The organism is uncultured Dokdonia sp., from assembly GCF_947492815.1.
GTDB lineage: Bacteria > Bacteroidota > Bacteroidia > Flavobacteriales > Flavobacteriaceae > Dokdonia.
The window spans coordinates 70935-84264 of sequence record NZ_CANLOB010000008.1 but is presented as its reverse complement, the minus strand read 5'-3'; the positions used below and the strand labels follow the sequence as shown (position 1 = coordinate 84264).

Genomic DNA, 13330 nt, shown 5'->3' with positions numbered 1-13330 from the left:
AAAACCAATAGGATACTCAAAAACATAAGACTTCCAATAAATAGATAACCTTTCATATCAATATGTCTAAGTAAATTTATAATAGTTACACACCAAATAATATAGTAGTTTTGCAACGTGAACTATCATATTGCACCCACATATAAGGATAAGGAAAATCAAATTGTAGATATCGTGACTCATTTTGAATCACAAGGTAAAAAGTTTGATGAACGGAATCGTAATTCTCTCAAGTTATTTGAACTGGATGGGGAGACTATTAATATCAAATCCTTTAAAGTACCTAATCTTATTAATAAGATTGCGTATCGTTATTTTAGGACATCAAAGGCGCGACGTTCTTTTGAGTATGCTAATCGATTGTTAGAAAATGACGTGCTTACACCAGAACCTATAGGCTATTTTGAAGAGCGTGGTCTTTTTTTTGGAAGAAGCTATTATGTGAGTAAACATCTGACGTATGATTTGACGTATCGCGAACTCATACGAGATTCTGAATATGTTGGTGATAAAGATTTGTTGTCCGCTTTCGCGAAATTCACCTACGGTCTTCATCAAAAAAACATTCATTTCCTAGACCATTCTCCTGGAAATACGCTTATTGTGATCAAGGATGATGGGTATGATTTCTATCTAGTAGATCTCAACCGAATGGAATTTGGACCGATGGATTTTAAAACGCGTATGTCTAATTTTAGACGCTTATCTGCTGTTGAATCTCAGGTAAAGATCACAGCAGACGCGTATGCTAACGCTAGCGGAGATGATAAAGAAGTCGTGTTTAAAGCCATGTGGCAAGAGGTACAAGACTTTCAAAAAGGATTCCACAGGAAAAAAAGATGGAAGAAAAAATTGAAGTTTTGGAAACGTTAGTGCTGTGTTTTCAGTAAATAGATAGCTTTTATGTGTGTTGTATACGCTTTCGCGAAAGCGTATGACTTAAAATAAGAGTACCTTTGTAAAATACACGAAATGATACAAACACTAAATACGCGTCATTTCTTAAGACCTATTTATGTCATTTCAATCATTGGGCTTATCTGATGCCTTGCTTAAAGCGATAAGCAAAAAAGGATATACTACACCATCACCGATACAAGAGAAAGCAATTCCTGTCGTATTAGAAGGAAAAGATGTGCTTGCTTCTGCACAAACAGGAACCGGAAAAACAGCCGGGTTTACCTTGCCTATGTTGCAACTATTAACCCAAACAGAAGCTAGACGCAGGCGTCCCATACGTGCGTTAGTACTCACACCTACGCGTGAGTTAGCTGCTCAGGTATATGATAATGTAAGAGCGTATAGTGAGTTTTTAGATATTCGATCTACAGTGATTTTTGGAGGAGTGAATCAGAAACCGCAAGTACGTACCTTACGACAAGGAGTTGATATTTTGATTGCAACGCCAGGACGATTATTAGATTTACAAAGTCAAGGGGAATTGTCATTATCTAAAATAGAATTTTTAGTATTAGATGAAGCAGATCGTATGCTAGATATGGGATTTGTGAGGGATATTAAAAAAGTGATTTCATTAGTGCCTAGAAAGCGTCAAACATTGTTGTTTAGTGCTACCTTTTCTAAAAGTATTAAAGAATTAGCAAGTAACATGTTGTACAAACCGGTATTGGTAGAAGCAACTCCAGAAAATACTACAGCAGAGAAAGTCATCCAAACGACCTATCGTGTAGATAAATCTAAGAAAACAGCACTGATTACTAAATTTATTAAGGAAGGCAACTGGGATCAGGTGCTTGTTTTTACGCGTACCAAACATGGTGCTAATAGGTTAAGTCAGAAATTAGATAAGGCGGGAATTACGTCGGCGGCAATTCATGGGAATAAAACACAAAATGCGCGTACAAAAGCATTAGCTGGTTTTAAAAAAGGAACCATACGTGTATTGGTTGCAACAGATATTGCAGCCCGCGGTCTTGATATTCCGTTATTACCTTATGTGATTAATTATGAATTACCTAATGTGCCTGAAGATTACGTACATCGTATTGGACGAACAGGTAGGGCAGGAGCTAGCGGTCAAGCAATTTCACTAGTAGGTGTCGATGAAAAAGAATACGTGCGAGGGATTGAAAAATTATTAGGAGAACGATTACCTAGTAACATTATACCAGGATTTGAACCTACAGATACCATCGAAGAATTGAAAGCCAGAGCTGCCGAAAATAAACAACGACATAAACAGTCTAGAAACGCTCACCCAAAAAATAAATCACAAAAGAGTGAAGGTTCAAATTCAAATTCTAGAAATAGTCGAAATAAAAATAGGAGAAGAAATAGATAATTGTGTATGACGGTTTTTGATGCTAGATCCTTTTCAAAAGATTTAAAAATAGCACGATATGCCTATCAGTATGGAGATGGTGTAGATAATCTGTTAATTGAAAAATACCTTAGAAGTCTAAAGGAGGTTGATCTTACTCTTTACAAAGATGATACAGCAAAACTTGCTTTTTGGCTCAATGTGTATAATGGAATGACCAATTATGCCATCATTAAGTTTAAGATTAAAGCATCTATGAAAGAAGAAGCTGATTTCTTTAAAAGACCCTTATTTAGTATAGATAATCTTACATTTTCTTTAGATGATATAGAGCATGGTCTGTTACGTCGTAATGCAAGAAATCATATCGCACAAGACAACCCTAAGTTAGCGCATATGGTAGATACAATAGACTATCGTATTCATTTTGCTTTAAACTGTGGCGCAACATCTTGTCCGGCTATTGCTTTTTATACAACTTCAGGCTTGGAAGAAGAACTTGCTGTAGCTGAAGTATCTTTTGTGAGTCAGGAATTTATAGTAAATCATGATCAAAAAAACATTCATTGCTCTGCATTGTTTGAATGGTACAAAGAAGATTTTGGAGATCGCTTTTTAAATGACGCTAATTATGATGGGTATACAGTGAAGCTTTCTTCTTATGATTGGTACATATAAAAAAGCGCCACTCAAAAAAGAGTGGCGCTTTAACAAAAAAGATATTGTGGTGATTATATCCTCTTTGTATCTCCATTAAATAATGGTACTGTCATAGAGAAGTTTTCTCCAAACAATAATTTTTGTTCTTCAAGAATACCTAAAGCAATCTCTTCACCCATTAAGATAGACTCATAATAATCTGTAAAGTAATGTACTCCAGCCCAATCACGTCCTATAGAAATATTAGAACATAATTTATTAAGTTCTCCTTCTACCGTAAGTTTTGCGATTTTATTTTCACTATCAAGTACCGGTACAACACTTAAAGATTGTCCTTGATCTACAGATACGTATGCAAGATTTGAAGAATGTACTTTATCTTCTGTAAGTCCTGGTTTTACTTTTTCAAGAATATTAAAATCCTCTTTTCGTAATTCATCTTTAGGAACTACTTCTAGAAGGCTCTTGTGATCGAAAAATGCTTTAAGAATCGTTACACAAGCACCAGCTACAGTAGCGTGACCAGCTCCATAGGCTGGATGCATAGGCGATCCTTCACAGAAAGCCATAGGTAATAAGTAGTTTCCTGCTTTTCCATTCTCATCTGCTACTGCATCTAAGATTTTGCATTCAGCTAAATTATCAAACATTTCTCTTAAGTCTGGAGCCATGTGTTGTAATTCATCTACTTTGAATAATCTTGCAGCAAGCGCTTCAGGACGTAAACGTCTGTGTACGTTGTATTTTTGGAAACGTACAGCTTTTAAAGCACGTGTCGCTACTTCTGTTACTAATGATAAGATGTGTGGTCCGCCGAAATGAGCAAATCCTTGCTGGTGATCAACTTTATCATTTCCTTGGAAAGGAATTCCTGGATCAAATGGAGTTCCATTTGATAAAAGAATTAAACAGGCGTTTAAGTATGCTTCATATAAAGCATCATAATGTACATACGTAGCAAGATCACGAGGTGTATAGATAAAACGACGTCCCTGAGGCGTGTTACCAGGAAGGTATGTTTCAAGAGCACCTACATTTGCTGCATTTTGTACATCTAGCCATTCTTCCCAAGTTTGCATATAGTTTTGACCAGGCGTTGCTGTACGCACACGTTGATCTATAGAAATTGCTCCATAAGTGATTAATCCGTCTCTTGTTCTACGTTCAGCATCATTTCCATTAACACCTGTATTTCCTACTAAAAGGAATTGAGAAAGGTAAGGACCTATGTCATCACCTGGTGTGATTCCTCTATAAGCAGTAGTTGGCGTAGGACATAAACGATCACATCTACGTATTTCTTCCTGCTCATTTAGTTTTAATGTTACTTTTTCATTAAACCAATCAAGTTTCTGTAATTTAGCTGTAAATTCCTGTACTTGTTTTACGTAAGCAGGTTTTGTGTCAAAAGCATCAATCACATAATCTGGAGAGATATCTTTTTTAATATCTAAGCCTTTACCACATCCCATTACTCCATTTGTGTATGCATGAAACGGAACATCTCTTAATAATGCTTGGGTATACACCTCAGCCATTTCTCCTTCTAATTCCTCACTCCCTAGGCGAGGTGCAGGAGGCATAGTAACTGCTTGTGCATCTGGTCCTTCTAGATCAAACGCCAATCCAGCACTTTGACTTTCCCAAGCGCGTAGGCCCACAGGTCTTCCATTGTTACCTGTCTTTGCTTTCTCTGACAACCAATCAGGAAGCTTACATTCATAACCTACATTTTCTTCACGTCCTAATGGCGTGTCTCTAAAGTCTCTTTCATCACCACTATCTATCGCATTGATAAATTTTTGAACGTTAAGTGGTGTGTTTACTAAACCAGTTTTTTCATTATGAGGCATTCCCTTTGTAAAGGTCATTAAGTACGATGGCTCTCCTTTTGCAATACCATGACGCTCAGCGTTTTTTTGATCATGTCTAAAACACTGCTCGTCTCCATTATCAATGTGTGGTAAATGCGGACGATCATACGCAAGTTGCGCTGCTTTTCTTCTTCTTTCGAGCGCTTCTTCTCTTCTGTAATTGTTCATTCTTTTTTTGATTTTAGTTAATAAATTATTTCCCCTTGTTTTTGTATTATTGACAACTAATTATTTTGGTTTTTTTGCCATAATACTTATGTTAAAGATGCATCAGCTTACACTTAAACACATGGTTTTTTAGGGGTAGAATCAGTAGTTTCAGTAGTTATATTACTGATTTACATTTAAATAGCTGATAGACTTTCCTTAAAACACTTGTCTGAGCTTGTGATATGCCAAAAAACCTCTGTAAATGATGTGTTTTATTACAGTGACAAATTTATTTTATTGATATGTAGTTGTTTAGGGGTGTTTGCCCCTTTCGGGTAAGGAGTATAGACTGCTTTTATACGCTTTCGCGAAAGCGTATACAGGATATTTAGAATTTATACTTGTAAAAAGTGTATAATTGACAAGTTTCTATTTTGCATAAGTAGTTGATGGAAAATGTACAACTATCAAAAATATGGTAGTTGTACATTTTCATATGTAGTTGTTAAATCGTTTTGGAATTCTTATGTTATAGTAGGGCGTTTATAAGGCCTTACAATCAATCGCAAACCATTATTATATCTAAAATAATTCCACATCCAATTAACAAACACAATGACACGGTTTCTAAAGCCAACTAATAGCATAAGGTGTACAAACATCCAAACAAGCCAGGCGAAAAAGCCTTGAAATTTAAATTTTTTGACTTCAACAACGGCTTTGTTACGTCCTATGGTAGCCATAGATCCTTTGTCATTATAGATAAAAGGAAGTGTTTTTTTATTTCGCGCTAAGCGGTTAAAAGCTTTTGCAAGATAGGCTCCTTGTTGCATCGCTACAGAAGCTAGCATAGGAAGTCCTTGTGGGTATCGTTCAGATTGTATCAATCCCGCATCTCCGAGTATGTATACATTATCTACACCTTTTGCTATACAGAAATCATCTGTTATAATACGGTGTCCTCTTCCTATCTCTGCTATATGTAAACCTTCGGGAAAATCACCTTTTACGCCAGCAGCCCAGATTAGTGTATCGGTTCTAAAGGATTGATCTCCATTTGTAGAAACTACATTGTCTTTATAATCGGTGACAAAAGTTTGTGTCCAAATATGCACGCCTAATTTTCTAAGCGCTGTAAACGCTTTTTCAGAAGAGCGCTCTTGCATAGGAGCTAATACCCGATCTGCAGCCTCTATCAAATGGATTTTCATGATGCGTAAATCAAGGTCTGGAAAATCATTTGGAAGAATTTTATTTTTTAACTCAGCAAGAGCTCCTGCAAGTTCAACTCCTGTAGGACCTGCTCCAACAATCACAAAGTTCATTAATTCTTCACGTCGCTCCAGATCTGTGGTATTTAATGCTTTCTCAAAATTACCTAAGATTTTAGAGCGTAAATTAAGTGCATCGGTCAAAGACTTCATAGGAAGTGAGTGCAATGCGATATTGTCATTTCCAAAAAAATTATTGGTGGCTCCTGTAGCAATAACTAGCTTATCATAAATAAGATCGCCAATAGATGTTTGTATTGTCGATTTTTCTGTATCAATGTGTTCAACATTGGTGAGTCTATAAAATGTGTTTTTCTTTTTATGTAAGATTTTCCGAATAGGATAGGCAATAGAATCTGGTTCTAATCCTGCCGAAGAAACTTGATATAATAAAGGTTGAAATGTATGATAATTGTTTTTGTCAATGAGCACAAGTTGATAGTGATTTGTATCTATCTTTTTTGCAACTTGAAGCCCTGCAAATCCTGCCCCGATAACAACGATTCGAGGTAAATCGATAGTGGGAATATTCATTAAAGTTGTTTGCAATAAAGATACGAAATCACAAGGGGTTTTCTTTGCTTTTTAACAGCTATTCATTGGTCATTTTAGATAATTATCATGTCAATTTTCTTTCTTGTGAGAAGTATTGATGTATGATTACTGTGTTTAACCTTTTTATTTTTTTAAAAACATAAAATAGAAGCAGATTTTATTTTAATCATTTGACTTTTAGTTTTTTGAATTGTTTTTTGTTTTTAATTATTGAAGATATGTAAGTTTAAACAAGACTGTTAATTTTTTTGAGGATGATACTTTAGTTTTTAACTTAAGGAAAACTAGCTACTTATGAAAAAGTTCATCCTACTCTTAGTTCTTATAGGAACTGTAACAGTTGCTGCTCAAAATGAATTATGGAAACCTCTCAAAACTGGAGCTGGTGGATGGATGACAGGCTTGTATGTACATCCCAATGGAAGTCCTATTTATTCAAGATCTGATGTTGGAGGAGCTTATCGTTATGATGCGCCATCAGATGCGTGGATTCAATTAGTTACTACAAATTCAATGCCTCCATCAGAAATTGATGTGCAAAAGTATGATGGGGTTTTAAGTATTGTAGGGGCAGACAGTAATGCTGCGATTGCTTATATGGCTTTTGAAGATGGTATTTTTAAATCAGAAAATAGTGGAGATACTTGGGAAAAAACTAATTTTCCATCTATTCAAAACTTTCCCAACAATGATGAATCTAAACTTTCAGGAGAGCGTCTTTCTGTAGATCCTATAAATGAAGAGGTTGTATATTTTGGAAGTATTAATGATGGGATGTGGGTTACTTTTGATGGCGGTACTTCTTGGAATACAGTTACCACTGTTCCTTCTGGGACAGTAGATAGAGGCGTACGTGAGATTAAATTTGATATTACGAGTGGTAGTACTAATGGGAGGACAAATACACTATATGCTAGTGTAGATGGGGAAGATGTATATGTGTCTATAGATGCGGGTGTTACTTGGGAAGCCACAAATAGCGGTATTACAAATCCTGTTTTTCTAGATACAGAAATTTCAAATACTGGTGTCTTATATATTGTAGGTTATGACGGAAATTTTAATAGTATTGGAGCTATGGCTTATGATGGGGCTATTTGGCGTACTGTTTTTCCAAGTGGAACCGATGAGTTTTTAAATATAGCTTTAGATCCTTTTAATGTAGATAGAGCCTTAGTGTTTGGGAATGGTTTTACAGATACATATCAGACAGCAAATCTTACAGAAAACACACCCACATGGGAATTTAAAACCAAAACTAGAGTTGCTCCAAACATCCCTTGGATGGAATGGTATGATGGAGATTTCTTTTCTTTAGGGGAAATTGTATTTGACCCTGTTATAGAAGATAAATTATGGATAAGTGATGGCGTAGGAACATGGACTTCTACAGGTCTAGATGATTCTGATATTACATGGGTAGAGACCTCTAAAGATCAAGAACATTTAGTCTCTAATGATATTATAGGCCTTACCGATGGTTCTGTAGTGACGGTACATTGGGATAGGCCTATATTTAAACACAATGATCTAGATGCTTACCCTGAGACCTATGGGCCTATTAATAGGTTTAATTCTGCTTGGTCTTTAGATCGTAATATCAATAATCCTAATTTTGTAGTATCTGTAGTAGACGATCATCGCTTCTGCTGTTTTGATGACGGTACGCAATATTCTGGGTACTCAGAAGATGGAGGTGAAACATGGACAAAATTTGCATCACTTCCTGAAGGTGATACGCAATTATTTGGTTTTATATCAGTGAGTGCTACAGATATCAATAATATTGTTTGGTTACCAGCAGATAATAAATTGCCTTATTTTACTTTAGATAAAGGGCAGACTTGGAATCAAGCTTCTATACCTGGTGCTTCAGACACCTGTTGCTTGAGTGGTTTCTTTTTTTCTAGGCTAGCTTTAACTGCCGATCGTGTAGCGCCTAATACGTTTTACCTCTATGATTTTGGAAATGGATTTATTCATAAAACAATAGACGGTGGCGCCACTTGGACTACAGAAGTTGGACTTGACAGTGCCTTTGCTTTTAATGGCAAACTAGAAAGTGTACCTGATTTTGAAGGACATTTGTTTTTTGCCAATGGTATAGAACAAAGTGTAGAGTTAATTGAAGGATTAAAACGGTCTACAGATGGAGGAGAAACATGGACAACTCTTTCTAATACAGATAAGGTGTTGAATGTAGCTATTGGGGCTCCAGAACCCAATGCCACGTATCCTACTATTTTTATTCAAGGAGAAGCCGATGGTGTATACGGAATATTTAAAAGTATAAATCAAGGGGATAATTGGACACAAATAGGAACATATCCTTTAGGAATTTATGACCGTGCAAAAGTTTTTGAAGCCAATCCTTTTATCCCAGGAGTACTTTATGTAGGATACGCAGGTAATGGGTTTATGTATTATGAAGATGAAAGTGTATTGGGGGTTGAGTCCGCTTTCGCGAAAGCGGATATAGAAATTTTTCCAAATCCAACTAGTGATATAATTACAGTGACAAATGCTGTAAGCAATAGTACATATAGTTTGTATAATGTTACGGGGCAACAATTAATAATAGATCAAAAAATAACAGAAAATGCATCAATTTCACTAAAGGCTTTTACTAATGGACTCTATTTTTTAAGAGTTCAATCAGGAGGAAAAGTACAAACGTTTAAAGTGATAAAAAAATAAGTACTTTTTTAATACTCAAAATCATAGGCATGTTTACCCCAATCTATTGTTTTGATTTTTTCAAGAATATCATCTTCTATTGGAAAGCAATATGTTTCTTGAAACCAAATTACTAATAATGAAGATGCATGCATATCTTCATTTCTTGCAGGTTGATGATGCCATAACTCTGCAACACATACCATAGAAGGCAAACTCATGGGTGTACCAAATGGATAGGGTCTGTTAATTTTTATGGGAGTTTGCTTAGGCTCAATTAAATAATAATCATTTACATAGCACATTTCTTGTGCTCTTTTGATGACTCTTTCAATAGTACGTTTATTAGATGCATCGGTAGGGAGTCCTTCTAGAAGACCATTGTATGTTCCCCATTGATGTAACTCTCGGATACTTACTTCAATATCGTTTTCTAATATGATTCTCATAAGTTTTATTATTTCTGGACAGGTTTAAAAACCTTAGTAAAACTATCTCTTTGTAGCTTATCTAATGAAAAATCATACATAGCATGTTTAGGATTCATAACTATTTTTCCTCCTAACTCAATAATAATATCTTTTAAAGAAATGGAGTTACGCCATTGTTGATATAAAGCTTTTGTAGCGGTATGGGATAATAGCGAATTTCCAGAAACTCTCGTTTCTCCTGCTCCCACATTTAAGACAACAAAACACTGTTTGTCTTTTTCAGGAATAAGTATCCCTAAAATAGTTTGTTTTTGCACAGATTGACATTTTGTTTCTAAAAATAGATTATTAGGGTTGATCATATATTCATAATCTATGTTATCTCCTTTTCCAATGATCATTTTATATTCACAGTTACTAGAACCATCATATACATTACTATTAATTAAAGTAGGTTCTTTTAACCCTTTTTGAGCATATATATATTCTACGGCACCATTAGGTGCGTCAGTAATATCTCCAGAATAGATAAGTTCTCCTTTTCCTTTTTTATAGCTTGCATTCCATCCAATTTTTCCTCCTATATGTAAGCCAGATACATCTATATCATGAGCTCCCCATTGATTTTCCCAATAAATACCTACAGCTAAAGAATCTGCAAAGAATTTACTACCTGTAGGTATGTTTCCCACATACATTTTTTCAGAAGTTGGGAGTGCATATTCAACACCTGCAGGGAAAAAGAATTTTTTTCCAGAAAAATCAAACTTGTTTTTTAAATAGGCTATTATAAAATAATAATTAGGCCAGATAACTCCAGATACATTATTGTTTTTTATAAAGGATTTCCCATTTCTTATTCTGTATGCAAATGCGTGTTGACCATTCATCCTTGTATAACAAGCTGAAAGTGCTTTAAACAAAGCAAAAGGAGTAGCATTATCTAACCAATGTGTATCCTCTTCTAAAAGTAATACACTCGTTACAAGATTTAATGGATTTGTTATTAGAGGTTTGTGATGTGTCTTAGATAGTTTTGAAATCTTATTGATTATTTTAGGACACTTTGCTTTAAAAGCAAGAAATAATGGTTTAAATCGATTAAAAATTTCTGCTAATTTTTCTAATCCGAATTCGGCAAACTGCTCAGTAGGATTGTAATTTGACGCAATAATAGTTTCGACAGTATCTTTGCTTTTAATTAATAATGACTCGCCAGTTGCTTTATAAATAATATACCTTAAAAAAGCGATGTTGTTTTTTGGTAAAACACCATATAAATCTGCAATTTTTACAATTGCTTCTTTGTTATTGATATTTTCATCACCTGTAAAATGATAAGAGAGCTCATCAACTAAAATAGTTAACACTTCATCTATAGTATCTTCTTTTAATGCGATACCAGATTGTAATAAATACAGGCATTTTTCAGTCATTTCCTTATTTGAATAGCCTTTAATGACTTTGAATGCTAGTTTTGTATCAGGAATATCGATTATTTCATTTGGAATATACATGACATCCTGAAAGTTGCTTCCATAGGTTGAAACGTAGTGTTTAATCTGTTCCATCCACAGTTCTTTTCTTGTGTTTGTAAGAACTGTTTTCCATGATTTATGAAAGGTTTTATTGAGGCCAAAACCGTCTAGTTTTTCATTTTTATAAAAACGAATAATTTTATTCTTTGCCCATAAAGCGCCCGATTCAATAATGTATCCTTCTTTTGCAACAAAAGGTTGATCATTAGAATCTTTTGCTAATACTGCGTTAAATAATTTTAATGTCTTCATGGTATTACTTTTTTTGAACAAATAAAGAAAGCATTCTTTAATGGTATTGATAAGTAAGTAAAGACTCGGCGAGAAGTAATTTCACCAAAAGAATATAGGAACTTCTTTTGCCAGAGTTTTAATTACAGTTCAAAAGTAAAATGACGTTACGCAATGTATTTGCGTAGTTTTAATTAAAACAGATATTCGTATAATTTTAATGAGTGAAACACTATTTTGTAAACTCTGTAAGATGCATACAAAACACATAATTGAATCTGCCTCTGTTGACGGCAGGAAGGCTAATCTCGCTTTTTCAGCGGAATCTTGATGTAATACCTTTTATTCTTTACTCAAAAGGACATTTAAATGATGCACCATTTCATCGCATTGAGGGACATATATTTTAGAGATGAAGTTTTCATTTTCTTTTTGGTATACCTCAAACATTCTTGAACCCGTACTTTTTGAGTATTGAACGTTAGCTATTCTATCGCACATCTTTATAAATGAAGCATTTTTAGTTTCTCTTATGCCTTTATAATAGGTGTCATTTGCGCGTTCTTTTCTTGTTCTTCCTTTTTCATTGGTTAAGGCGTATGCAAGTTCGGCAATAGTTTCATTAGTTTCCTTTTTTACATCATTATAGGTCTCTCTAGCATCTTCAATAATATCGTGTACCCAACAAGCTGCAAGCACATTTTCTTGTTCTTCTTTGGGGATGAGATGAATAAATTTTTGAGCTACTTGATATACCATATTCAGATGGTAGTCGTAATCAAAATCATCATATTTTTGATTTACGTCTTTATGCTTTTTTTTAGCATATTCTATTACTTTTTCTAGCATACTTCTTCAATTCCTGTTTTGTACTAATTTTCAGTATAAATATACCTAAAACTAAGGCTTTGTGAAGTTCTAGAATAATTATTAATATAAAAAAAACTATTCTTCATATTCAATATAATTACTCATAAAATCATTTTCAAAAGTCTCAATAGCGGTAAGCTTTCCATTTTCATTATAATATTTAAAATCGCCGTCTTGTGCACCGTTTTTATAACTTCCTATTCTGGCTATCTGTCCATTTGGATGATACTCTTTTATGGTTCCTATGGCTTTACCCATATCATATTCAGAAAGTTGTCTCAATGAGCCATCAGGATGAAAACTTTTTAATACTCCATGTTCATGTCCATTAACCATTTGCACTTCTTGAAACAAAGCTCCGTTTTCGTGAAAGGTTTGAAATAACCCATGTCGAAGACCATCCTTAATATTCATTAGTGCATCTATTGTATCATGACTATACGATATCATTAATCCATTTTCAAGATCATTTACATAAGGTATCTCGTATGATAATTTACCTTGATCTGTGTATTCTTTCCAAACACCTTGTTTTTGATTTCCGATGTATAAACCTTCGCGATCAATAGTTCCATTTTTATAATAATACTTCCAATACCCTACTTTTTGCTTATTTGCATTATAAATACCTGAATCTTTTTTTATGCCATTCGGGTAGTAGCTCATACTATTCTGTCGCTCTTTATTATGTTCCTCTAGCGTACTAATAACATGTTCTTCTATTTCGGCTCTTATTTTTGAAGTTTCAATTTCATTAGTTTTGGTAGGCATATATGCTATTGTTATAATGAAA

The 13330-nt window shown here is 34.4% G+C and carries 10 protein-coding genes; 4 read left to right on the top strand and 6 right to left on the bottom strand.

Going from position 1 to position 13330, the window contains the following annotated elements; genetic code table 11:
• Positions 1-117 precede the first annotated feature (117 nt).
• From Q1A01_RS09980 to Q1A01_RS09970, 3 genes are all read left to right on the top strand, one after another.
• Positions 118-873: a Kdo domain containing protein gene (locus Q1A01_RS09980; RefSeq protein WP_299679743.1), complete on the top strand. Its 756-nt coding sequence runs from the start codon at positions 118-120 to the stop codon at positions 871-873.
• A 142-nt stretch (positions 874-1015) separates the two neighbouring features.
• Entirely contained in the window at positions 1016-2302 is a 1287-nt protein-coding gene (locus tag Q1A01_RS09975) for a DEAD/DEAH box helicase (RefSeq protein WP_299679739.1), read from the top strand.
• Positions 2303-2308: 6 nt separating this feature from the next.
• The gene (locus Q1A01_RS09970; RefSeq protein WP_299679737.1) at positions 2309-2959 is read left to right on the top strand and encodes a DUF547 domain-containing protein; all 651 of its coding nucleotides are present in this window, start codon (positions 2309-2311) and stop codon (positions 2957-2959) included.
• 53 nt (positions 2960-3012) lie between these two features.
• On the opposite strand, the gene Q1A01_RS09965 is transcribed toward Q1A01_RS09970, so the two are convergent.
• Both Q1A01_RS09965 and Q1A01_RS09960 read right to left on the bottom strand, forming a co-directional pair.
• On the bottom strand, positions 3013-4983 hold the full coding sequence (locus Q1A01_RS09965; RefSeq protein WP_299679734.1) for a vanadium-dependent haloperoxidase: 1971 nt from the start codon (positions 4981-4983) through the stop codon (positions 3013-3015).
• Between the two features lie 506 nt (positions 4984-5489).
• Positions 5490-6770, bottom strand: a complete 1281-nt coding sequence (locus Q1A01_RS09960; protein ID WP_299679731.1) for an NAD(P)/FAD-dependent oxidoreductase — start codon at positions 6768-6770, stop codon at positions 5490-5492.
• A gap of 315 nt (positions 6771-7085) precedes the next feature.
• On the opposite strand from Q1A01_RS09960, the gene Q1A01_RS09955 reads away from it, so the two are divergent.
• On the top strand, positions 7086-9488 hold the full coding sequence (locus Q1A01_RS09955) for a T9SS type A sorting domain-containing protein (RefSeq protein ID WP_299679728.1): 2403 nt from the start codon (positions 7086-7088) through the stop codon (positions 9486-9488).
• 8 nt (positions 9489-9496) lie between these two features.
• Here the strand turns inward: Q1A01_RS09955 and Q1A01_RS09950 are convergent, their stop codons facing one another.
• From Q1A01_RS09950 to Q1A01_RS09935, 4 genes are all read right to left on the bottom strand, one after another.
• Complete coding sequence (locus tag Q1A01_RS09950; RefSeq protein WP_299679725.1) at positions 9497-9916, bottom strand: hypothetical protein; 420 nt, start codon at positions 9914-9916, stop codon at positions 9497-9499.
• A gap of 8 nt (positions 9917-9924) precedes the next feature.
• Positions 9925-11688, bottom strand: a complete 1764-nt coding sequence (locus Q1A01_RS09945; protein ID WP_299679722.1) for a hypothetical protein — start codon at positions 11686-11688, stop codon at positions 9925-9927.
• Positions 11689-12009: 321 nt separating this feature from the next.
• The gene (locus Q1A01_RS09940; RefSeq protein ID WP_299679719.1) at positions 12010-12516 is read right to left on the bottom strand and encodes a phosphohydrolase; all 507 of its coding nucleotides are present in this window, start codon (positions 12514-12516) and stop codon (positions 12010-12012) included.
• A gap of 96 nt (positions 12517-12612) precedes the next feature.
• Complete coding sequence (locus Q1A01_RS09935; RefSeq protein WP_299679716.1) at positions 12613-13308, bottom strand: toxin-antitoxin system YwqK family antitoxin; 696 nt, start codon at positions 13306-13308, stop codon at positions 12613-12615.
• Positions 13309-13330: the final 22 nt, after the last annotated feature.